The 23,091-nt window shown below is 71.5% G+C and carries 18 protein-coding genes; 10 read left to right on the forward strand and 8 right to left on the reverse strand.

Annotated elements, in window-relative coordinates; all coding sequences use genetic code 11:
* The 4 genes from I0C86_RS01415 to ahcY all read left to right on the forward strand — a co-directional run.
* The coding region (locus tag I0C86_RS01415) for an SIS domain-containing protein (RefSeq protein ID WP_196199340.1) at positions 1 to 934 on the forward strand (934 nt) is incomplete at its 5' end.
* Positions 935 to 992: 58 nt separating this feature from the next.
* The gene (locus I0C86_RS01420) at positions 993 to 1,967 is read left to right on the forward strand and encodes a cation diffusion facilitator family transporter (protein WP_196199341.1); all 975 of its coding nucleotides are present in this window, start codon (positions 993 to 995) and stop codon (positions 1,965 to 1,967) included.
* A 2-nt stretch (positions 1,968 to 1,969) separates the two neighbouring features.
* Positions 1,970 to 3,145 (forward strand): mannose-6-phosphate isomerase, class I, encoded by a 1,176-nt coding sequence (gene manA / locus I0C86_RS01425; protein WP_196199342.1) that lies wholly within the window; start codon positions 1,970 to 1,972, stop codon positions 3,143 to 3,145.
* Positions 3,146 to 3,503: 358 nt separating this feature from the next.
* Positions 3,504 to 5,003 (forward strand): adenosylhomocysteinase, encoded by a 1,500-nt coding sequence (gene ahcY / locus I0C86_RS01430; protein WP_196199343.1) that lies wholly within the window; start codon positions 3,504 to 3,506, stop codon positions 5,001 to 5,003.
* 263 nt (positions 5,004 to 5,266) lie between these two features.
* Here ahcY and I0C86_RS01435 read toward each other — a convergent pair whose 3' ends face one another.
* The gene (locus tag I0C86_RS01435) at positions 5,267 to 9,040 is read right to left on the reverse strand and encodes a CHAT domain-containing protein (protein WP_196199344.1); all 3,774 of its coding nucleotides are present in this window, start codon (positions 9,038 to 9,040) and stop codon (positions 5,267 to 5,269) included.
* Between the two features lie 187 nt (positions 9,041 to 9,227).
* On the opposite strand from I0C86_RS01435, the gene I0C86_RS01440 reads away from it, so the two are divergent.
* The gene (locus I0C86_RS01440) at positions 9,228 to 9,608 is read left to right on the forward strand and encodes a hypothetical protein (protein WP_196199345.1); all 381 of its coding nucleotides are present in this window, start codon (positions 9,228 to 9,230) and stop codon (positions 9,606 to 9,608) included.
* Positions 9,605 to 10,531, forward strand: coding sequence for a hypothetical protein (locus I0C86_RS01445; RefSeq protein ID WP_196199346.1), 927 nt, complete (start codon positions 9,605 to 9,607; stop codon positions 10,529 to 10,531). Before I0C86_RS01440 ends, I0C86_RS01445 begins: the two co-directional genes overlap by 4 nt.
* 212 nt (positions 10,532 to 10,743) lie before the next feature.
* Here I0C86_RS01445 and I0C86_RS01450 read toward each other — a convergent pair whose 3' ends face one another.
* Entirely contained in the window at positions 10,744 to 10,905 is a 162-nt protein-coding gene (locus I0C86_RS01450) for a hypothetical protein (RefSeq protein WP_196199347.1), read from the reverse strand.
* Entirely contained in the window at positions 10,902 to 11,909 is a 1,008-nt protein-coding gene (locus tag I0C86_RS01455; RefSeq protein WP_323373408.1) for an RDD family protein, read from the reverse strand. Before I0C86_RS01455 ends, I0C86_RS01450 begins: the two co-directional genes overlap by 4 nt.
* Before the next feature lie 42 nt (positions 11,910 to 11,951).
* Here I0C86_RS01455 and I0C86_RS01460 point away from each other — a divergent pair, with 42 nt between their 5' ends.
* A complete protein-coding gene (locus tag I0C86_RS01460) occupies positions 11,952 to 12,995 on the forward strand; it encodes a stage II sporulation protein M (RefSeq protein ID WP_196199348.1) in 1,044 nt (347 codons plus the stop codon).
* On the opposite strand, the gene I0C86_RS01465 is transcribed toward I0C86_RS01460, so the two are convergent.
* The 5 genes from I0C86_RS01465 to I0C86_RS01485 form a co-directional block, all read right to left on the reverse strand.
* Complete coding sequence (locus I0C86_RS01465; protein WP_196199349.1) at positions 12,973 to 14,283, reverse strand: DUF58 domain-containing protein; 1,311 nt, start codon at positions 14,281 to 14,283, stop codon at positions 12,973 to 12,975. The two genes, I0C86_RS01460 and I0C86_RS01465, sit on opposite strands and share 23 nt — an antisense overlap.
* Positions 14,280 to 15,209, reverse strand: a complete 930-nt coding sequence (locus I0C86_RS01470; RefSeq protein WP_230393346.1) for an AAA family ATPase — start codon at positions 15,207 to 15,209, stop codon at positions 14,280 to 14,282. Before I0C86_RS01470 ends, I0C86_RS01465 begins: the two co-directional genes overlap by 4 nt.
* A 107-nt stretch (positions 15,210 to 15,316) precedes the next feature.
* Complete coding sequence (locus I0C86_RS01475; RefSeq protein WP_323373409.1) at positions 15,317 to 16,618, reverse strand: DUF4350 domain-containing protein; 1,302 nt, start codon at positions 16,616 to 16,618, stop codon at positions 15,317 to 15,319.
* 44 nt (positions 16,619 to 16,662) lie between these two features.
* Positions 16,663 to 17,259, reverse strand: a complete 597-nt coding sequence (locus I0C86_RS01480; protein WP_196199352.1) for a DUF4129 domain-containing protein — start codon at positions 17,257 to 17,259, stop codon at positions 16,663 to 16,665.
* Positions 17,256 to 18,107 (reverse strand): hypothetical protein, encoded by an 852-nt coding sequence (locus tag I0C86_RS01485; RefSeq protein ID WP_196199353.1) that lies wholly within the window; start codon positions 18,105 to 18,107, stop codon positions 17,256 to 17,258. The genes I0C86_RS01480 and I0C86_RS01485 overlap by 4 nt, the downstream gene beginning before the upstream one ends.
* 357 nt (positions 18,108 to 18,464) lie before the next feature.
* On the opposite strand from I0C86_RS01485, the gene mtrA reads away from it, so the two are divergent.
* The 3 genes from mtrA to I0C86_RS01500 all read left to right on the forward strand — a co-directional run bounded on the left by mtrA (position 18,465) and on the right by I0C86_RS01500 (position 22,912).
* Entirely contained in the window at positions 18,465 to 19,154 is a 690-nt protein-coding gene (gene mtrA / locus I0C86_RS01490) for an MtrAB system response regulator MtrA (RefSeq protein ID WP_196199354.1), read from the forward strand.
* A gap of 129 nt (positions 19,155 to 19,283) precedes the next feature.
* The gene (mtrB, locus tag I0C86_RS01495; RefSeq protein WP_230393349.1) at positions 19,284 to 21,080 is read left to right on the forward strand and encodes an MtrAB system histidine kinase MtrB; all 1,797 of its coding nucleotides are present in this window, start codon (positions 19,284 to 19,286) and stop codon (positions 21,078 to 21,080) included.
* The gene (locus tag I0C86_RS01500; RefSeq protein ID WP_196199355.1) at positions 21,077 to 22,912 is read left to right on the forward strand and encodes an LpqB family beta-propeller domain-containing protein; all 1,836 of its coding nucleotides are present in this window, start codon (positions 21,077 to 21,079) and stop codon (positions 22,910 to 22,912) included. The genes mtrB and I0C86_RS01500 overlap by 4 nt, the downstream gene beginning before the upstream one ends.
* The last annotated feature ends 179 nt before the right edge of the window (positions 22,913 to 23,091 follow it).

Genomic DNA, 23,091 nt, shown 5'->3' on the forward strand with positions numbered 1-23,091 from the left:
GGCACTACGGTGCCCGATGACCGGGACCGGGCAGCGTAGTGCCGGCGTACCCGGCTGGGGCGGTGGGGCGGACGTGGTCATCGCGGTCAGTGCCTCGGGGCGCAGCCCGGAGGCACTCGGCGCGGCCGAGGCCGCGGCCCGGCGAGGGGCCCGGCTGGTCGCGGTCGGTGCGCCGGATTCGCAACTCCAGTCGGTGGCCGAGGGCGCGCGGGCGCCGTTCGTGCCGGTGCCCCGACGGGCGCCGGCCCGGGCCAGCCTGTGGGCGCTGACCGTCCCGGTGCTGCTCGCCGCCCGGGCGCTCGGCCTGGTCAAGGTGAACGAGGCGGACCTGGCCGAGACGGCGGCCCGGCTCGACGCCGAGGCCGACCGGTGCCGTCCGTCCGCGGAATCCTTCGTCAACCCGGCCAAGTCACTGGCGCTGGGACTGGCCGGATCGGTGCCGATCGTCTGGGGCTCGTCCCCACTGGCGACGGTCGCGGCCCGGCGGTTCGGCGACACGCTCTCGGCGAACGCGCGGTACCCGGTGGTGGCCGGTGCGCTCGGCGAGGCGGGCCGGGGTCGCGTGGGCCTGCTCGACGGGGTCTTCGGCGGCCTGGCCGAGACGAGCCGGGACATCTTCGCCGATCCCGGGGACGAGCCGACGGGAACCAGGCTGCGGCTGGTGCTGCTCCGCGACGGCGGCCTCAACGCCGAGGACGACTCCGACGAGCCGCTGGTGGTCGAGGAGCGCCGGGCCGACGCGGTGCAGACCCTCGCCGAGCGGCGTGGCGTGCGCTGCGACGTGGTGACCGCCGAGGGCGGATCCGCCCTGGAGCGGCTCGCCTCGCTGACCGCGGTACCCGACTTCGCCTCCATCTACCTGGCCCTGGCCCATGGCCTCGACCCGATGGCGGTACCGGCCATCACCGAGATGAAGGAGCTTTCCAACCTGTGAACGAGCAGACCACCCGGCCCCGCGCCGCCGTGGCCACATCCACCGTCGAGGTGGGGGCATGAGCGCGGGCGGAGGTACCAAGGCGATCCTGGCCGCCCTCTTCGCCAACCTGGGCATCGCGGTCACCAAGCTCGTCGCGTGGGGCCTGACCGGCTCCTCGTCGATGCTCGCCGAGTCGATCCACTCGTTGGCCGACTCCGGCAACCAGGCGTTGCTGCTGCTCGGTGGGCGCCGGGCCGTCCGCCGCGCCACCCCGCAACACCCCTTCGGGTACGGCCGCGAGCGCTACATCTACGCCTTCATCGTCTCCATCGTGCTGTTCAGCGTCGGTGGCCTCTTCGCGCTCTACGAGGCGTACCACAAGTACCACGAGCAGAGTGGTCCGAAGGGCCCGCACGGTTTCGAGAGCTGGCACTGGGTGCCGCCGACGGTGCTGGTGATCGCGATCATCCTGGAGTCGTTCTCGTTCCGGACCGCGATCGTGGAGTCGAACGCGGTCCGGGGCAACGCCTCCTGGAAGGACTTCATCCGCCGGGCGAAGGCCCCGGAGCTGCCGGTGGTGCTGCTGGAGGACCTGGGCGCGCTGCTCGGTCTGATCTTCGCCCTGGTCGGTGTCTCGATGACCCTGGCCACCGACAACGGGTACTGGGACGCGGCCGGCACGGCGGCGATCGGCCTGCTGCTGGTGACCATCGCCATCATCCTGGCGATCGAGACCAAGAGTCTGCTGCTCGGCGAGGCGGGCGCACCGGAGGAGCTGAGGAAGATCGAGCAGGCGATCACCGCCGGCTCCGAGGTCGAGCGGATCATCCACATGAAGACGCTGCACCTCGGCCCGGAGGAACTGCTGGTGGCGGCCAAGGTGGCGGTACGGCCGTACGCCACGGCGGCGGAGCTGGCCGAGGGGATCAACTCGGTCGAGGCGCGGATCCGCAACTCCGTACCGATCGCCAGGGTCATCTATCTGGAGCCGGACATCTACCGGAACGTGGAACAGCCCGCCGACGGGGTTCCGGAGCTCAAGGAGGCCTGAGAGTGGAGCCGCTGCACGGCCGGATCCGGGACTACGCGTGGGGATCGCGGACGGTCCTGGCGCAGTTGCAGGGTCGGCCCGTGCCGAGCGCCGGTCCGGAGGCGGAACTCTGGCTCGGCGCCCACCCCGGTGACCCGAGTACGGTGCACCGGGGCGGGGCGCCGCTGAGCCTGGTCGACGCGTTCGCCACGGATCCGGGACGTTGGCTCGGTGCCGACGTGATCGACCGGTTCGGGCAGCGCCTGCCGTTCCTGCTCAAGGTGCTGGCACCGGAGGCGCCGCTGTCGCTTCAGGCGCATCCGGACGCCGAGCAGGCCCGTGCCGGTTACGCGGCCGAGGTGACGGATCCGGAGCTGACCCACCGCAACTACGTCGATCCGTACCACAAGCCGGAGTTGCTGGTCGCGGTGTCGCCGTTCCAGGCGCTCTGCGGTTTCCGGGACCCGAAGCTCTCCGCCGACCTGCTCGACGCCTTCGGGGTGCCCGCGCTCGCTCCGGTCGTCGACGCGCTCCGTGCGGGTACGGACGGGTTGCGGGAGGCCGTACGCACGTTGCTGGGCTGGCCGGTGCCGGACCGGGCCGCGCTGGTGGCGGCGGTCGTGGCGGCGGACGTTCCGGAGCAGTACGCCCGTGCCGGCGAGTTGGTCCGCGGTCTGGCCGGCCGGTATCCGGCCGATCCCGGTGTACTGGTCGCGCTGCTGCTCAACCACGTCAGCCTCGCACCGGGTGAGGCGATCTGGATGCCGGCCGGCAACCTGCATGCCTACCTGTACGGCGCCGGCGTGGAGATCCTGGCGGCCAGCGACAACGTGCTGCGGGGCGGGTTGACGCCGAAGCACGTCGACGTGCCGGAACTGCTTCGGGTGCTTCGCTTCGAGGTGCTCGTCGATCCGGTGGTTCCGCCGGTACCGGTGGCGCCCGGCGTGGTCACCTGGCCGGTTCCGGTGGACGATTTCGCGCTGCACGGCGTACGCCTCGACGACGCGGTGGGGTCGGCGAGGATCGCGCTCCGTGGGCCTCGGATCGCGCTCTGTCTGGTCGGCGAGGTGACCGTGGCGGACGGGGCGGGTTCGGCTCGGCTCGGCCCCGGCCAGTCGGCGATCGGCCCGGCGGACGGCGGGCCGTTGACCGTCAGCGGGACCGGAGAGGTCTACGTCGCCTCGGTCGGGCTCGGCTGAGCCGGACTCACGGTCGGCTCCGGCAGCGGCTCTGTTGACCGGCCTGGACGAGAACGCGAGTACCCACAAAAAGGAAAATTGCGGATCAGCTTGACACCCTCTTTGCCCAGTGTGACGCTGTGAGTACGCAGCGTTATCGCGATGAAGGTCCGAGAACGCGCGGGGAACCAAACCGGGGGGATGCACGGGGCGGCCGGAGGCTGGGTGGAGAAGTCCGCCCGGAACCGACCGCCCCGTGCGCTGTCCGAGGCCGTCCCATCCGCGACTGTCCGGATTGCGACCCGACCGGAGGTCGGCGCGGCATGGCCGGGGCGTAACGTGGAGGGTCGCGCCGCAGACCCGTACGACAGGAGCGTTCATGACCAGCACTCTCCCGGCCCCCGCAGGTGGTCCGTCCGCCGGAACCCGACCCGCCACGGTCGCAGAGGGCGACTACAAGGTGGCGGACCTGTCCCTCGCCGAGTTCGGGCGTAAGGAGATCCAACTCGCCGAGCACGAGATGCCCGGCCTGATGTCGATCCGTCGCGAGTACGCCGCCGAGCAGCCGCTGCGGGGTGCCCGGATCACCGGCTCGCTGCACATGACCATCCAGACCGCCGTGCTCATCGAGACCCTGGTGGCGCTCGGTGCCGAGGTCCGCTGGGCCTCGTGCAACATCTTCTCCACTCAGGACCACGCCGCCGCGGCCATCGTGGTCGGCGTGGACGGCACCGTCGACGCCCCGGCCGGCGTACCGGTGTACGCCTGGAAGGGCGAATCGCTCGAAGAGTACTGGTGGTGCACCGAGCAGGTGCTGCTCTGGCCGGACGGCCAGGGCCCGAACATGATCCTCGACGACGGCGGCGACGCCACCCTGCTGGTGCACCGGGGAGCCCAGTTCGAGGGCGCCGGTGCCGTGCCTCCGGTGGAGAGCGCCGACTCCGAGGAGTACGCCGTCATCCTCAGCGTGCTGCACCGCTCGCTGCGCGAGGACGACCGACGCTGGACCCGGATCGCCGCCGCGATCAAGGGCGTCACCGAGGAGACCACCACCGGCGTGCACCGGCTCTACGAGATGCAGCAGAACGGCACGCTGCTCTTCCCGGCCATCAACGTCAACGACTCGGTGACCAAGAGCAAGTTCGACAACAAGTACGGCTGCCGCCACTCGCTGATCGACGGCATCAACCGGGCCACCGACGTACTGATCGGCGGCAAGACCGCGGTCGTGCTCGGCTACGGCGATGTCGGCAAGGGTTGCGCCGAGTCGCTCCGGGGCCAGGGCGCCCGGGTCATCGTCACCGAGGTCGACCCGATCTGCGCACTCCAGGCCGCGATGGACGGCTACCAGGTGGCCACCCTGGACGACGTCGTGGAGACCGCCGACATCTTCATCACCGCGACCGGGTGCTTCGACGTCATCCGGAACGAGCACATGGCCCGGATGAAGCACCAGGCCATCGTCGGCAACATCGGCCACTTCGACAACGAGATCGACATGGCCGGGCTGGCCAAGCGGTCCGACGTCGAGCGGATCAACATCAAGCCGCAGGTGGACGTCTGGCGGTTCGACGACGGCCACTCGATCATCGTGCTCTCCGAGGGCCGGCTGCTGAACCTGGGCAACGCCACCGGGCACCCGAGCTTCGTGATGTCGAACTCGTTCGCCAACCAGACGATCGCGCAGATCGAGCTGTTCACCAAGATCGAGGAGTACCCGGTCGGCGTCTACACGCTGCCCAAGCACCTCGACGAGAAGGTGGCCCGACTGCACCTCGACGCCCTGGGCGCCAAGCTGACCGAGCTGACCAAGGAGCAGGCCTCCTACCTCGGCATTCCGGTCGAGGGCCCGTACAAGCCGGAGCACTACCGCTACTGAGGCCACAGCGCTACTGAGCGCGGTACCGCAACGACGAACGTACCGGGTCGGCATCGCGCCGACCCGGTACTTTCTGTCCGCCAGGTCCGGTCGAGTTGGGCGCCCGGTTTGGCCGGACCCGGACGACGCTGGCCTTTCCGAGGGCTTCCTTCGGTTGATGTCGCCGCACCCGGTGGCGTAGCGACGCTGCTTGTGGGTGCGGGCGGGGGTTAGCGAAGCCAGTCCCCGTGGTGGCGATCACCGGGCAACACCGTCGGCCGGGCTCAAGTGGATTGCGACGCGGGTGGCAGTGGCTTGTTCAGCCCGACGTGGACGTATCCGGCCCACCGGGTCGGCGTCGCCCGGAACTCGTCACGGATGGCCCGAACCGTGTCGGTGAGCGCCTGGGCTGCGGTGCCGGTGTTCGGCGGCTCTGTTCCACCGCTGGTCAACGCGCTGTAGAAGGATTCGGTGATCCGGGCACTGTCCGTGGTGCGCCACATCGTGCCGATGACGCCACGGAAGCCCGCCAACTGGAATGCCGAGGCCAGGTGCAGCGGCTCGTCGGTGAACGTCGGATGGGTCTCGGCCGTGCTGCAGGCCGAGAGGAACGCGAGTTCCGGCCGGTCCAGCCGGTAGGACCGCACCATCTGCGGACTGAGGGTCGCGTCGCCGAGGTGCAGACCCCCGACCAGCGCCGCGTTGGCGCCGGCATCTGCCTCGCCGTGGCAGGCGAAGTGCGCGATCGGATGCATCCGGAGCATGTGCTCGACGGCATCCGGCGTCACCTCGGTCCCGCTGAGCACCGCGGAGCCCGGAATCAGGCGGGCGACCTGCTCCACCTCGACCCCGACCTCCGACAACGCCGACAGCAGCCCGTTGTCCGGTACACCGACGATCGCGGCCGTGGCAGCGGTCGATCGGCCGGGCCGCTCCGCCACCGCGTGGGCCAGCGCGGTGAGCGTCGGGGTGTACGACGACACCGCGCGGTCGAGGACCGTACACCGGCTGCCCGGCTCCCGGTGGTGACCGGCTGCGTGCAGCGGAAGCCTGGCCAGGGTGCCTACCGGGCACCACCAGATGTGCGGCACCGGTTCGTCCGGCGGGGCGATCCGGTCGAGTACCGGTCCGGTGGCCACGTCCCACAGCCAGGCCAGGACGCCGAGCAGATCCTCCTGCGCACAGACGCGCCGATCGAACGATACTGCCGGGTCGGTCGCGTCGAGCACAGCCGAATACAGGCGGGTGACCTGCTGCTGGACGGCGGCCTCGCGCAGGTCCGGCAGCCGGAGCAGTTCCACCGGTCGACCTGGTTCCGCCGGGATCAACAGGGCGTCCCCACCGTCACCGTGGACGTTCACCACGACGATCGGCAGTCCGCGGAGCCGTTCGCGCAGCACGGGCAGCGACGGTGGCCGCAGCAGGTCGGCGAAGCCCGGCAGCGCGCGGATCTGTTCGACCAGTCGATTCCGTTCCGTGGCCAACTCGCGGGTCTGGCGCGGCCGGCCGGTCCGCGGATCGAATTCCAGTGTCTTCTTGGCCTCGGTATCGCCCGATTCCGATATCAGTTTGATCTCGACGACGAGCGCGGCGACGTGCATGTCCGCGTCAGCCTCCGACAGTTCCCGGTCGACCCGGTCCAGTTCCGTGGCGAGCGGTGGATCGACGAGCCGCAACTCCTCCCAGCCCGCGCGGATGCCCAGCGCCTCGTTGAAGAGGAGGCCGCGACCACGCTCAAGGAGTTCCACGGCGGCGTCGAGGTCCTGCGCCGCGACGGCGGCAGCGGCAGCCTCGGAGGCGAGGCCGCCAACTCTGGCGATGGCGTCGAGCCGACGGGGGCCGGAAGCCGATCGACTGACAATCGCCGGCATCCACTGGACGGCACGTTCGAGGGCGGCCAGTCGGGCCGCCGGATCCGTCGCCCCGTCGGCAAGAACCGCCTGCTGGCGTTCGGCGTCGATCCGGGTGTGTGTATCGGCCACTGGTGAGGCGGCGAGTGCGACATAGGTGGCGCGCGCGACAGCGCGTGCTGATTCGGCGCCGGGTCCGCCGACTCCGGCCAGCTTCGCCGCCGCCCGGCCGAGGAGTGCGGCCCGGATCGGCCACCAGTGCTGGTCGGGCGAGGTTTCGTCGAGGGCCTGCCTGGCCATCGCCACGGCGCCGGAGAGGACGTCGACATCACCCCCGAGCTGGTACCGCTCGTACCGGACCTCCGCGATCGCGCTGCGGATCCGAGGCTGGTCGGGATGTCCGGACGGCAGCAGGGCGAAGGCGTCCTGGAAGATCCGTTCGGCTGCCAGCAACTCGTCCAGGTTGCCGTGTCGCACCGCATACCGCGACAGGCTGGCCGCCAGGTTGTAGGTGAAGCCGATCCGGCGCGCGTCGCGTCGGCGCAGGGCCGCGAGCGCGTGCCGGTTCGCCTGTACGGCCTCGGCGAGCAGCGCGTCGTCCGGCACCAGCACGTCGTGGTGCAGCAGCAGGCTGGCGAGGTGCATCAGGCGCGGCGGATACGCCGGATGGCCGGCAGGTGTGCGCTCGACCGCCTCCCGTTGGTGCCGCACCGCCTCGGCCAGGGCGTCGGGATCCCCCGTCAGTCGACCCCGCTGGGCGTACGCCTCGGCGAGTACACCAAGTTGGCGCAGGCGGTCGTCCGGGTGGTTGTCGGCCAGCTCGAGTGCGGTGCGGGCGGCGTCGACGGCGACGTCCAGCATCTCCTCGGAGCGTCGGTGCAGACCGACGTTGCCGCCCGCGTCCGCCAGGAGGTTCAGCATCTCTCGCCGCAGTGGATGTTCCGGCTCGGAGACATGCAGAGCGCTCTGCGCCCAGATCACGGCCTGGATCGCGCCGTGCAGGTCGCCGTCCTGCTGCCACTGGTCGAGTTTCGCCTTGCTGAGCGCCAGCAGAGCGAGTGGCCGCGCCGGGTGGAAGCCGGGCACGGCGGCGAACAGCAGAAGGGCCGCGTTGAGTCGTTCGGCCCGCACCCGTGGCGAGGTGCTGAACCTGACCCGGTAGGCGAGTTTCTCATTGCGTCGGAACAGTCGGTCGAGGGTCCGCGGCTCGCGTACCGGGGCGAGGATGGTGCGTACCGGATCGGGGCCGACGGTGCCGACCAACAGTGTGGCGGCCTCGTCGAGCCGCTGAAGCCGCGCCGGCAACTCCGGGTCGTCGGGGTCGGTGCAGATGTACGCGTCCCGTAAGGCTGCGACCGCCTCGAGCAGGATCTCGACCGACGCATTCGTCGGGGTCCCGTGCAGCCGCAACAGCGCGGAACCGAGCCGGCTGGCACAGTGCAGATCGGTCGGCCGCCGTTGCCAACCGAGTTGCGCCGCCTGACGGTAGTCACGCACGGCCAGTTCGAGCGCCTTCGGACCGGCACCCTTGTCGAAGTACAGCTCGAACAGGCGGCCGCGGTGGGTGAGCCGGGACAGCTGATGCGGGTCCCTTGCCGTCGTGGCGGCCAGTGCCTTCGACGCGGTCTTCAGCGTCTCGTTGTACCTGTTCGTGCCCCTGGCCTTCGCGGCGAGAGCGAAGAGCACGTCGGCGAGGTCCGTCAGCAGCGAGGCCTGGAGCAGCACGCCGGGCCAGCGGCGTTGGCGGACCGTGTCCGGGAGCCACTCCCGGTAAAGGGTGACCAACATCCCGAGGGCGTTTCCATCGCCAACATGGTGGCGCTGCCAGAGCTCGGCGATGCGGTCGGCCTGCCGCCAACTCAGCAGGACGGCGGACAGCTCGTCCGACTCGGCCACCCCGGCGTCCCGGCATTCGTCGCGAAGGGACTCGGGTACCGCGTCGGGATCGTCGCGGAAGAGCCGGCGGTACAGGTCGACTGCCGTCCGACGCTCCCGCAGGCCGGCCAGGCCGGGTAGGAGCAGATAGCGGTGCCAGTGAAGTTTGGCCAGCGCCTGCGCCGTGGTCCGGCCGGAACCCTGGCCGCCGAACGCCACGGCGAGACCGCTCTCCTCGTCGGACAGATCCACCCCGAGCAGGTCATCAGGATCGCCAGTGCGCTCGTATCGGTCGAGGACGGCGGTCATCCGGTGCAACGCGCTGCTGAACATCGCTCCTCAGTCCTGTCGTCCGACCGGTCTGCTGGGCTCGGACCGTGGTCGCGCGCCTCCGTACAGTGTCGTCGGCCTGGAGAGCGGATGCCAGGCCCCGCCACCCTGGCCGCACGTCGCACCGACGCGGTGGTTCGGGCGCTACTGTGTCAACGGAGTCCGGCCATCCGACGCGCAGGGAGCGGGAATGGAACTCGTCGCGCATCGCGTCGGGCGCCTGTGCAGCCAGGCCTCCGGTGGGCAGCTACGGGAGTACGCACAGCGGTTCGGCGCCGTCGACGTCCTGGACCGGATCACCGACGCGGTCGCCCACGGACGGGTCGATCGGCAGCTAGCGGAGGACCTCGACCGCCTCGACAGTGCGTTCGCGCGCAACGGTGTCGACGGCTTGACCACCGGTAACCGGGGGTTCGAGACGTGGCGCGGTGGCGGTGGGCATCCGGCGATCGCCGTCTGGGCCTGCCCGGGACGGCAGTCGTGCACGCAGGCGGTCCCGCTCGGCAACGGTGACCCGCCGGTGTGCGCGCTGACCGGCCTGCCGTACGTCGAAACCCGGATCACCCTGTGAACGCGTTCCTCGCCGAACTCGGCAAGCAGCTCGTAACCAGGTGGACCGCCACGCTGGTGGTGTCGGGAGGGCTGTTCGCCGGGGCGGTGGTCCTGGCACAGGTCCTGGGGCACCGCAACGCGGTGAACCTCCGGATGCTGCGGGTCTGGCTGGACATGGTCTCCGCCGACCCAACCAGCGAGCGCGGCACGACCGTGCTGATCGCCGCGGCCGGATTCCTACTCGGCGCGGCGGCGGCCGGGCTCATGTCGGGGGCGACGGGCCTGCTCGTCGAGTGGTCCTGGGGCCTGACCGGCGCGGCACCGCTGGCGGGCTGGCTCGCCCGGTCGCGGCAGCGCCGCTGGGAGAAGGCTGAGGCCGAGGTGGCGGCGGCGGAGCGCGCGCTGCTCGCGGACACCACCGATCCGGTGCTGCGCGAACGTACCCGCATGGCGATCCTCCGCCGGGAGGCGATCTGTCTCGTGCCGGCGGAACGGCCGACCTGGATCGGTGACCGGCTGCACGCGTCCGATGTCCGGGTGCACTCCAGCTACTCGATTGACCTCGTGACGGTGTGGCCGCGGCTGTGGCTGATCCTGCCGGAGGCGGTACGTGGCGAGCTGACGGCAGTACAGGACCGCTGTACGTCGGCGGCCCGGCTGGCCGGCTGGGGTCTGCTGTACGTCGTGCTCGGCATGTTCTGGTGGCCAGCCCTGGTCATCGGACTCGTAGTTCTACTCGTCTCCAGGCATCGGGCCCGGCTCGCTGTCGGGGTCTACACCGACCTGGTCGAGTCCGCGGTGGACATGTACGGACGGAGACTCGCCGCCCACCTCGGGCTGGCCTGCCCGGGTCGGCTAACGGCCGAAATCGGGGCGGAGATCACCGCGATCCTTCGTAAGGACGACGTCCTACGCCCGCTCCGGCCGGTCGTGTCAGTGTGATGAAGCTGGTCGACATATGAAGGTTCCCGTCCAGTACAGGTCGATCGCCCGCAGAGCTGCCTCGCTGGTCCGGTCAGAATGTCCGCACCACGAAGCCAAAGTACGTACGGGTCGCGGTCCACTGCTGTCGAGGCTCTGGGCTGAGATCGGCGGAGACCTGCGGGTGTCCCTCTGTGCTACCTCGTCGCCCCGCCGTCGACGCCGGACCAGAGTTACGCGTCGGAGTCCGTCGAGCGGCGGTGGGGCCGGATCCAGGTCCATCCGCAGTAGACGAGCCAGGCGATCGCGACCACCGTGCCGAGGGCCCGCAGCCTCAGCGCGTTCAGTGCGAGCACGACCACCAGTACCAGGAGCCAGGGCAGAAAGGCCTTCACCGGTCCGGCCCGCCCTGCGGCGTGGCGGCGAGCATCGGGGTGACCGGGGCCGGCGGCGAGGACGGTGCCGGGGCGGCTGGCCGCACCGGCCAGGTCAGCTCGGGCGTGGCGGCCTCGGCGGCGGGGGCGAGTTCCGGCCAGAGCGCCGTGCTCACCGACCGGGTCCGGGCGAGCCGCTGTCTGGCCCTGTTGTGCCGCTCGGCGTGTACGGCCGCCAGGCAGGCCCAGTCGGGCGTGCCCGGTGGCGGCGGTGGGGACGTCACAGCGGCGACCTCGGCCCAGAGTGACCGGGCCAACCGGAGCCGGGCGGGGTCGGTGAGCGTCGCGCTCCGGCCGAGCAGCTGCCGTACGGCCAGCGCGAGACCGTCGTCGAGTCGGGTGAGGTCCAGCGAGCGGGCCCAGCCGATCAGCGGCGGAACCATGGCCGGAACGTAGCCGAACCCGGCGGGGCTCCGATCGTGGATCACCATCGTGCCCGCCGCCAGGTCACCGAGCCGCCGCCCACGCGGATCGGTCATCATGACCGTGACGCTCACCGCCCAGGTGAGCAGCGGAAGCACCAGTCCGGGCCACTCCACCGCGACGCCGACCAGACTCCGGGTCAGCGACTGGCGGAACCCCACCCGCCCGCCGTCGTTCCGGACCACCCGCAGCCCGACGGCGAGCTTTCCGGGCGTACGGCCGTTGCTCAGCAGCTCCCACGACACCGGGTAGCCGACCAGGAGCAGCACCACCCCGACGGTCTGCAACCCGGTGAGCAGCGCCTCGTCCGGCGGGCGGTTGTCGGTGAACGAGTCGAGAACGATTCCCGCGACGATCACCAGGAGGACCGCGACCACGAACTGCGCCGCGATGTCGATCAGCAGCGCGAGCACCCGGGATCCGAGCCGGGCGGCCCGGATCTCCAGCTCGACCGCTTCGCCGCTGACCAGACCGGCGTCGGCACCGAGGCCGGTGGAAGGCCCCGGCCGGGCGGAAGCCGACCTCGGTGGTTGCGCTGTCACCTGGACAGTGAACACTATGGTCGCGAACCCGGGGGGAATGAGTTGGATCTCGACGCGTACGCCGCGGAGCACGGCGCGCAGTGGCGGCGGCTGGCCCAACTGTCCGGTCAGCGCCGGCTCAGCGCCGCCGAGGCCGACGAGCTGATCGCCCTCTACCAGCGGGTGGCCACCCACCTTTCGGTCATCCGCAGCCGGTCACCCGAGCCGGCGGTGGTCGCCCGGCTGTCCCGGCTGGTGCTGGCCGCCCAGGCCCGGCTCACGGGTCGGCCCGGCGTCTCCTGGTCGGCGGTCGGCCGGTTCTTCTCGACCAGTCTTCCCGGCGCCGTCTACCAGGCGTGGCCGTGGTGGACCGGGGTCGCCGTCGGCTTCAACCTGATCGCGGGATTCTTCATCTGGTGGATCGCCGAGAACCCGGAAAGTGCCGCCGCGCTGATCGGCGAGCGACCCGCCGCCGAGTTGTTCGAGGCCCGGTTCGTCGGCTACTACAGCGAGCACGAGGCGTCGAGTTTCGCCTTCCAGTTGTGGACCAACAACGCCTGGGTGGCGGTCCGCTGCCTGGCGGCGGGCATCCTAATCCTGCCGGTTCTCTACCTGCTCTGGAACAACGCCCTCAACATCGGGGTGACCGGCGGGGTGCTCGCGTCGTTCGACCGGACCGGGCTGTTCTTCGGCATGGTCGCCCCGCACGGCCTGCTGGAGCTGACCGGCATCTTCATCGCGGCCGGCGTGGGCCTGCGGACGGGGTGGGCCTGGATCGCGCCGCCGCCGGACCTGACCCGGGGGCAGGCGGTGGTCCAGGCGGCCCGCTCCGGCATCCTGGTCGCGGTCGGCCTGGTGGGCCTGTTCGCCGTCGCCGGCCTTCTCGAGGCGTTCGTGACCCCGGCTGCGGTACCGACCGCCGTACGGGTCGGCATCGGAACGACCGTCTGGGCCGGATTCCTCGGTTACGTGATCGTCTTCGGACGGCGAGCGGCGAGCGGAGTCCGGCGGCCGGATGGGCGGAGGCCGGATGGGCGGCGGACGGTCACGGGACCGGCGTGGCCGGACGTCCTGACGGCGCCGCTCAGAGTTGACCGAGCGCCTTGAGCCGCAGATAGGTGTCGCTGACCATCGAGGCCAACCGGTCGGCCGGGGCGTCCACCACGGTCACGCCGTGCCGGGCCAACGCCGTCCGGACCCGGTCCCGGTCGGCCAGCGCCCGCCAGGCCGACGCCGCCGCGTAGACGTCCTGGACGCGTTCGGGTGACCGGGTGGTGAGATCGCGTAGCACCGGGTCGTGCACGGACGCGACGATCAGCTTGTGCCGGGTCGCCAGCCGGGGCAGTACCGGCAGCAGCCCCTCGCCGAGCGCGCCCGGCTCCAGCGCGGTGAAGAGGACCACCAGACAGCGGCGACGCTCCCGCCGCAGTATCTCCCCGGCGATCAGCGCGAAGTCGGTCTCGACCAGGGTGGGCTGGAGCGGCGCCAGCGCGTCGACCATCCGGGCCAGCAGCGTCGACTGGGCTCCTCCGGTCAGCGCCACCCGGACGGCGTTGTCCACGCCGAGCACGTCGACGCGGTCGCCGGCCCGGGCGGCGAGCGCCGCCAGCAGCAGGGCGGCGTCGATGGCAGCGTCCAGCCGCGGTTCGTCCCCGACCCGTACCGCGGCGGTCCGACCGGTGTCGAGTACGCAGACCACCCGCCGATCGCGCTCCGGTCGCCAGGTCCGGACCATCACGTCGGCCCGGCGCGCACTGGCCCGCCAGTCGACCGAGCGCACGTCGTCGCCGACGACGTACTCGCGCAGGGTGTCGAACTCGGTGCCCTGGCCACGGCCACGGCTCACCCCGGTACCGTCCATCACCCGCAGCCGGGCCAGCTTCTCGGGCAGGTGGCGCCGCGACTCGAAGCGGGGCAGTACCCGGAGCGTCCACGGTGGAGTCGCCGGGTGCTCGGCCCGCTGCCGGAACGCCAACCCCAACGGACCGTACGAGCGCAGCGTCAGCCGCAGTGCCGGCCGGTCGCCCCGGCGGGTCGGGGTCAGCCGGGTGGGCAGCACCGCCCGGCCGCCGGGCAAGATCTCGATCTTCGGGGCACCGGGGAAGTCGATCCGGGCTCCGGCGGACGGCACCCAGGAGTCCCGGACCAGGCCACGCAGCGGGCGCGTCGAGGTGTTGTGCAGGTGTACGGAGACGACGACGGTCTCACCGAGCCGTACGGTCCGGTCGCCGTGCCGGCTCGCCTCGATCGCCCCCGGTGGGGTGGCGAGCCGCCAGTCGAGTACGACAAGAGCCAGCAGCACACCCACCATGACCGGTACGCCCAGCCACGGGGCCGGCCACAGCGGAAGGGTCAGCGCCGCCGTTCCCAGCAGGGCGGCGGCCCGTCCGGTCATCGTGGGGTCGGCACGGTGCTCAGCACCGCGTCCAGTACGGATCTGGTGGTGACCCCCTCCAGTTCGGCCTCCGGACGGAGCCGGAGCCGGTGCCGCAGGGTCGGTCGGGCGATCGCCTTGACGTCGTCCGGGGTGACATGGTCCCGACCGGCCAGCCAGGCCCACGCCTTGGCGGCGGTCAGCAGCGCGATCGCGCCCCGGGGCGAGGCGCCCAGTTCCAGGGCGGGTACGGCGCGGGTCGCCCGGCAGATGTCCACGATGTACGTGAGTACCGGTTCGGCGACGCCGACCCGACCGATCGCCGCCCGGGCAAGTGCCAGGTCGGCGGGGGTGGCCACCGGCCGTACCCCGGCGGCACCCAGTTCGCGGGGGTCGAAGCCGGCATGGTGCGCCCGGAGCACGCCGAGTTCCTCGTCGCGGCTGGGCAGCGGCATCGTCAGGTGCAGCAGGAACCTGTCGAGTTGGGCCTCGGGCAGCGGATAGGTGCCCTCGTACTCGACCGGGTTCTGGGTCGCGGCCACGATGAACGGATCCGGCAGCGGCCGACGGCGGCCCTCCACCGACACCTGCCGCTCCTCCATGACCTCCAGGAGCGCCGCCTGGGTCTTCGGCGGCGTCCGGTTGATCTCGTCGGCCAGCAGGAGGTTGGTGAAGACCGGACCCTCGCGGAAGGTGAAGGCGGCGGTACGCGGATCGAAGATCAGCGACCCGGTCACGTCGCCGGGCATCAGGTCCGGGGTGAACTGGAGCCGCTTCGACTCCAGGTCGAGGGCGGCCGCGATGGTCCGCACCAGCAGGGTCTTGGCCACCCCGGGTACGCCTTCGAGTAGCACGTGTCCCCGGCAGAGCAGCGCGATCACCATGCCGGTGACCACGGCGTCCTGCCCGACGACGGCCTTGGCGACCTCGGCCCGCAGCCGGTGCAGCGCCGCGCGGGCCTGGTCGGACTCGGCGTCGGCCGGACCGGGCTGTGCCGGAGGCCGGTGCGGCGAGGCGGCGTACAGCAGCGGGTCGGTCGTTCCGGCAGGTCGGGTCACCGGGCTTCTCCTTGGACGGGGCGGTCGTGCCGGGGCGGGTCGGTCGGGTTCTGGGCGAGCAGGCCGGACAGCGCGTCGAGGTCGCGGGCCAGGTCGAGCAGCTCCTGGTTCGTGGTGGGCGCCGGCCCGTACAACAGGTGGTGCACGTCCGCCCGGCTCCATCCCGTGCCTGCCTCCACGGCGCCGGTCACCTCGTCCGGTCCGGTGTCCGGCGGCAGGCTGAACGCGGGCAGCAGCCGGTGCAGGGTGGCGGCGCGCAGGGTGTCGGCCGTCGGTCCGTACGCCCGGGCCCGCTGATAGAGCCGGCCCCGCCCGAACACGGTCTCGGCGGAGGCGACGGTCACGGGCAGTGGCTCCGTCACCGGTGGCCCGAGCCGGCGGGCCCGCCACAGCATCGCCAGCACGACGGCGACGGCGAGTTGCACCAGCAGCGCCCAGAACCAGGGTGGAAAGGCGTTCCACAGCGGGTTCGTCTCGTCCGGTGGTTTTGCCTGCCGGCTCGGTTCGGGCTTCTCGCCGGACTTCTCGGATCCGTTCCTGCCGCGATCGTCGGTCTCCCCGGCGTCGAACGGGTTCGGTTCACCGGGCATCGGCGACCAGGGCTCCAGGTCGCCGTCCGGATGGTACGGCGGTGGTGGCTCGGGTCCGTCCAGGTCGAGCCAGACGACCAGGGGGTACGCGGACAGCAGCCCGGCGGCCAGTGCGATGTTGCCCTGTTCGTCGATCCGGTCGTTCCGGAACGGGTCGCTGGCGCCGACCACCACGACGTCGTTGCCGCGCCAACGGCTCCGGGCCAGTCCACCGCCGTAGCAACGGTCGGCACGGTAACCGAACTCGGGCGCGTCGGTGTACCGCTGTCGGAGTGCGGCGGCCGGCCCCGCCGCCCGTACCTCCGGCAGGGGGCAGGGCTGACCGTCGGCGGCGGTCCCGACCGTACGGGCGGCCCAGCGGCGGTCGGCGGTCGCCAACGGCATGTCGGCGTCGTCGAGTACCCGCTGGGACGGATCCACCAGCACGACCCGGGCCCGCGCGGCCGGGTCGACGAGCAGCGGCAGGTACAGCGGATGGACCAGCGCCGGTGCCGGTACGAACAGCGTGAAGCCGTCGTGCGGTGCGAGGCTGAGGGCCTGCGGCGTACTGGTCGTCCGTTCGATGGCGACACCCCGGGCCCGGAGTTCGGCGGCGAGCCGGCTTCCGCCGTCATCGTCGGTGTTCACCGAGGAGAGGAAGCCTGCGTCGTCCCGGTCGGGCTGGTCGACCGCGCTGGTGATCCAGGTGACCACCAGAAGCAGGGCCACGAGACCGAGTGGAAGAACGATCCGGTGCCACCGTCGTCGCCGGGTCATCTGCGAGCCGTCCCGTTCTCGGTGTCAGGCGGGTGGGCGAGGGCCCGGTCCAGTTCGGCGGCGAGTTCACGCATCCGCTCGTCGTGTTCGGCCCGGGCCGGGCGCTGGCCGTACCAGAGGTCGGAGAAGATCCCGCCCGCGACGCCGAGCGGTTCGTCGACGTCGGGCCGGCTCCGGGTCGCCGCCGTCGCCAGTTCGGCGACTGTCATTCCGGGTCGGTGCTCCAGCACGCCACGGTCGACCAGCGTCCGGACCATTCCGCGTAGCCGCTCGCGGACCGCGTCGGCGTACCGGCCGTCGCCGGCCAGCCGATCGGCGAGCGAGACCAGTGCCGCGGCGGGAACGTCGGGAAGGTCCGGCCCGGCCTCGTCGGCGGCCTCGACCTCGGCCTCCGGGGTCTGGCGCGCGGGTCGCCGTCGCCAGCGCCAGGAGAACCGCCAGCGCGGCAGCCGGCGCGGCACCCAGGCGGGGAAGAAGAACCAGGCCAGCGAGATCAGCACGCCGGCCAGGACCAGAAGCAGGGCGACGAGGGGCAGCGGGATCCGGTCGCCGATCGCCGCCGTGGTCTCGGTCCACCACCGGCTGAAGTTCACCGGTGCCCCGCCATCGGCGAGATCAGGGGCCGTCCCGACTGTCGCGCCCGGGTGATGACGATGTCCAGCCCTTCGGTGCGGATCCGGGTCTCCAGGTAGATCACGGCGTCGAGGCAGGCGATCGCGGGGTAGGCGACGCTGTTCACCGCCGCCCAGACCGCGAGGCTGGCCGGCACCTTCCAGTCCGGGTCGAGCAGGCCGACCGAGCCCAGCCCGGAGACGATGCCCACGGCCAGCCCGACCCGCACGATCCACCAGACGAGATAGCCGAGAAGTCGTACGCCGCCGGCTCGGCCGACGGACCGGAGGGCGAGGGCACCGGACCGCACCAGCGCCCGGAACGGCCCGACCCGGTCCAGGGTGATCGCCGGCACGACGGCGCCGAGCAGGGCGAACCCGATCAACCAGGCCGGCATGGCGAGCGCCGCCACGAACATGATCCCGCCGGCCAGCAGGGCGACGAGCGCCGTGACCGCGAACCGGGCACCCTTCGGATGGAGCAGCCGCATCGGGCGTACCGGCCCGGCGGGTTCGAGCAGGACCGTTCCGGCCGCCCGGGCGCTCAGGTTGCCGAGCAGCGCGATGATCACCGTCTCGGTGGCGGCCCCCACGGCCAGCAGGAACCAGTAGGGCGTCAGCCCGTTGATGTCCGGCAGGTAGCCGGGGGGCTCCACACCGGCGGCGAGACGGGGCGGATAGAGCAGCAACTGTTCCAGCACGGTCAGGAGAAGGGCGACCGGAACCAGTACCCGAGCATGATCGCGGAGCAGGAGCACCGCCGAGTCGATCAACTCACCGATCGTGAGCGGACGCAGCGGGAGTACGGCGGTCGGGCCGGCGTCGGGCACACGTACTCCTGGCGGGCATGGGGGATGGCGGGGGGAGCGCCGCAGCAGTCATGGTGACATGTCGGTTCACCCGATCCGGAGCCGCTCGGCCGGTTCACAGATCACGGTTCGGTCTGACCGGGGACGACAGGACGACGCCCAGGTCAGGGCGGGGCGCCGGTCGGGCGTGGGCCGATCCCCGCCACCGGCCGGCCGTACGGGCCCGGCCACCCGGTCTGATCAGCGGAAGTTCTCCTCTGGTGCCCGCCTGTCGACCGGGGTACGCTACTGCGCTCCGTGACCGGAGCGGGCCGGTGGGACGCCGTGTCGGAGGGCGCGGGGTCCACGGTGTTGAAAAGAGGGTGGAATATTAGTGCCATGAGAGCCCGGGTACTGGTCGTCGACGACGATCCCGCACTTGCCGAAATGCTCGGTATCGTGCTGCGCAGTGAGGGCTTTCTGCCCTCGTTCGTCGCCGACGGGGAACGGGCGCTGGCCGCGTTCCGCGAGAACCGACCCGACATCGTCCTGCTCGACCTCATGTTGCCGGGGATGAGCGGGATCGACGTCGCCCGGGCAATCCGCTCCGAGTCCGGCATTCCGATCGTGATGCTGACGGCGAAGAGCGACACCGTCGACGTGGTGCTGGGGCTGGAGTCGGGCGCCGACGACTACGTGGTCAAGCCGTTCAAGCCCAAGGAGCTGGTCGCCCGGATGCGGGCCCGGCTGCGCCGGGGCGAGGACGCCGCGCCGGAGTTGCTGACCATCGGGCCGCCGGACAACCAGATCAACATCGACGTGCCGGCGCACACCGTCAGCCGGGACGGCGAAGAGGTCAAGTTGACCCCGCTGGAGTTCGACCTGCTGGTGGCGCTGGCCCGCAAGCCGCGCCAGGTCTTCACCCGCGAGGTGCTGCTGGAGCAGGTGTGGGGCTACCGGCACGCGGCCGACACCCGGCTGGTGAACGTGCACGTGCAGCGACTGCGCGCCAAGATCGAGCCGGACCCGGAACGGCCGGAGGTCATCCTGACCGTGCGGGGAGTCGGCTACAAGGCGGGTACCGGATAACCTGGCTGCACTGTGGCCCGCACCCTCACCTCGCGTTCCGTGCAACTCGCCCGCGCAGCCTTCGCCGGGCGGAGGCTGCGCCGTGCCGTCGTGGCCGCTCGACGGCTGCGGCGGATCGGCGCTGCCCGGATGGCGACGGCGGCGGCCGGGCTGCACCGCACCTGGCGGAGGTCGCTCCAGGTGCGGGTCGTGACGATCACGCTGGTGGCGTCGAGCCTCCTGGTCGGCGGGTTCGCCTATCTTGTCGCCGACAACATCACAAACGTCGTGCTCGACAACGCGGACGCCGACGTGAAGGGCCGGCTCCTGGACGGCCAGGAGTACGCCTCCGAGCAGCTCAGCAACCACACGGGCCCCCTGGAACAGGGGCTCAAGGCCACCTTCGAGAGCACGGTCAACTACCTGGCCGGCGGAGATCCGGCGCAGCTCGGCGGGGTGGTGGTGGCGCTGCGGGCCGGCAGGTACGAGCGGCTGGGCGTCTCGACCGCGACCTCCCCCCAGGTCAACGTCAACGGAATGCTCAGCAAGGAACTCCGGGAGCAGGTGGAGGGAGGCTCCCTCGCCAGCCAGATCCGCACCGGTGACCTGTTCGACAAGGAGCCGGTCAAATACCTCGTCTACGGTTCGCCGGTGCCGACCCGGTTCGGCCAGGTCGAGCTCTACTACCTCGTTCCGCTGACCCGCTGGGACTCGATCGCCACCGGCTCGCGGTCCACCGTACTGGCCACCGGGTTCGCCCTGGTCGTGCTGCTCGGTCTGCTCGCCGGACTGGTCACCCGGCTGGTCGTCAGTCCGGTACGGGTGGCCGCCCGTACCGCCCAGCGGCTCTCGGCAGGGCTGCTCGACCAGCGGATGGTGGTCAACGGCGAGGACGATCTGGCGATGCTCGCCGCCTCGTTCAACCAGATGGCGACCAACCTGCAACGGCAGATCGTCAGGTTGGAGGAGATGTCCCGGCTGCAACGGCGGTTCACCTCGGACGTCTCCCACGAACTGCGTACCCCGCTCACCACCGTCCGGATGGCGGCCGACCTGATCTACGCCGAGCGGGACGAGTTCGATCCGGCCGTGACCCGTACCGCCGAACTGCTGCACGCCGAGCTGGACCGGTTCGAGGACCTGCTCACCGACCTGCTGGAGATCAGCCGGTTCGACGCCGGGTTCGCCATGCTCGACGCCGAGCCCACCGACCTGGTGCCGGTGGTGAACCGGGTGGTGGATCGACTGGAGTCGCTGGCCCGCCGGTGTGGCGTCCCGTTGCGGGCGGTGGTGCCGGACGCTCCGGTGATCGCCGAGGTCGATCCGCGCCGGGTCGAGCGGATCCTGCGCAACCTGGTGGGCAACGCGGTGGAGCACGGTGCCGGCCAACCGGTCGTGGTGGTCCTCGGCGTGGACGACACCGCGGTGGCGGTCACCGTTCGTGATCATGGCGTGGGACTTCGGCCCGGTGAGGAGAAACTGGTCTTCAACCGGTTCTGGCGGGCCGATCCGTCCCGGGCCAGGCAGACCGGCGGTACCGGACTCGGCCTCTCGATCAGCCTGGAGGACGCCCGGCTGCACGGCGGCTGGCTGGAGGCGTGGGGCGCACCGGGCGAGGGGGCCCAGTTCCGGCTCACCCTGCCGGCCCGCGCCGGTGACCGACTGACCTCGTCGCCGCTGCGACTGGTACCCGCCGATGCCCCCGTGGTGGCCAACGCCGCCGACGGGTGGACCGTCGATCTTCCGGCCGTCGGGACGGGCATGGGGCTCCTCGACCAGGCCGGCGGAGAACCGGTCGGCGCCACGACCACCGCCGGCCCGCCGCCGGCCGCGCCGGTCGGCACCGCCGGCCCGGCCGCTGCGCCGGGCGGCCCGGGTTCCGCATCGGAGGGACTGGTCGGGCCGAGGCGGCCGGCCGACACCGGACGGAGCGAGGCGAGTCGATGACACGGTTCCAGGCGGCCATCCTCGCCGGCGTGGTGCTGCTGGCGTCGGGGCTGAGCGCATGCGGCATTCCGGACGAGACCGACGTCCGGGTGCACGGCCCGGGGCCGGTCGCCGACACCCTTCCGGCGGACGGCCCGGGTGCGGCGCCACCACCGGGCCGGGCGGCGAGCGGCGTGGATCCGGAACAGTTCGCCCGCAACTTCCTGACCGCCGCGGCGGGCGAGGCGAGCGAGGCGTACAAGCGGGTCAACGAGTACATCGTGCTCCAGAAGCAGTTTCCGAAATCGGGCAACGAGGACGTGAACCTCGTCCGGATGCGCTTCCCGAACCCCCGGATCATTCGCAACAGCGACGGCACCAGCACCGTCGAGATCGAGGTGCAGCCGGTCGGGGTGTTGCGGGCCAACGGGTCGGTCGACGAGCCGGACGACACGGGGGTCACCGAGGTCACGTACAAGTTCACCATCGGCGCGGCGCCGACCGATCCCGGCGCTACCGACGGGCTGTGGGTGCTGGTACCGCCGCAGGTTCTGTTGATGGACGTCGAGGCCCTCGGCAACTACTACGAGGAACACACGATCTACTTCTGGAACCAGGACGGCGACGCCCTGGTGCCCGACCTGCGCTATCTTCCGCGCGCGGTGCCGGTGCAGCGACGGGCCACCCAGGTGCTCGGCTGGCTGATCGGCGGCCCGTCGGACTGGCTGGACACCGGCGTCGCCCGGCTGCCCGACGGCACCGGGGTGGTGGGGAACGTGCCGGCGCCGAAGGAGGGCGGCCGGCTCGAGGTGAACCTCTCGGTCAAGGCAGGGGAGCTGGAAACCGACGCCGACCTGATGAAGCTCTACAAACAGATCATCTGGTCCCTGCGGACCAATCCGCCGCTCGGTGACGAGCTGGAGCTGAAGATCCAGAACCAGTCGAAGATGACGATGGTGGCCGCCGACTATCTCCGGGACAACCCCATCTACCAGATCAGCGGCCCCCCAGCCCGGTACGGCGTACTCGCCGGCAGCCTCTACCCGCTGGTCAACTCGGGGGAGGGGCAGCCGCTGGCGGTCCCGATCGCGGCAGAGGCCAACCAGAACATCGTCTCGGCGGGCCTGAGCCGCAACGGCGAACGGATCTCGGCCGCACTGGTGACGAAGAACGGGAACTCCCTCCGGCTTCGGGTCGGAGCCGCCGACGGCGTGGTGGGCAGCTTCCGGACCAGCAGCACGTCGTACGGCTCGATGGGCCGACCGGTGTGGCTCAAGGACTCCCTCGACGACGGCCCGACCGGACTGGTGGTGGCGGACGGCAAGCTGTGGGAGTTCGGCGCCGACGACGCCCAGCTGAAGCAGGTGTCGCTCGCCGGAACCTCCGGCCCGGTGACCGCGGTGGGTGCCTCGCTGGACGGCCGCCGGATCGCCTTCATCGCCGCCGGCAAGTTGTACGTCGCGACGGTGCGACCGGTCGACGGCACCCTGACCGTCGGGTCGGTGCGCCAACTCGCGACCTCGCTGAACGCGCCGAGCGCGGTCGACTGGTTCGGCGAGTACTCCCTGGTGGTGGCCGGCCTGGAGCAGGAGGACGGGCGGGCGGCGGTCCTCCGGCTCAGCGTGGACGGGGCGGGGGAGGCGCCGCAGGTGACCGGCGTCGGCGCGCTGATCACGGAACTGGCCGCGTACCCCTACGACCTCGAACCGCAGGCATCGCCTCCGCTGCTGTACGAGTCGAACCAGGTGGCGTACGCGGCCGGCACGCCGATCAACCGGGCCGACGTCTCGTTCGGGTCCGGGACCCCGCCGGCCGGTACGACCGCCCCCACCGCGCCGTTCTACCTCTACTGACCTTTGCGCGGATCCGGCGCTACTGACCACGGGGCGGAGGACGGCGGTGCTGACGGAGGTCTGGGCGGACCTGGCCGACCTGGTACTGCCGGCCGAGTGTGCGGGTTGCCGCGGCACCGGACTGCCCCTGCGGCAGGGAGCCTGCCCGGCCTGTGCCCGGACGCTCCAGGCGCTGCGTC

The organism is Plantactinospora alkalitolerans, assembly GCF_015690345.1.
GTDB classification, from domain to species: Bacteria; Actinomycetota; Actinomycetes; order Mycobacteriales; family Micromonosporaceae; genus Plantactinospora; species Plantactinospora alkalitolerans.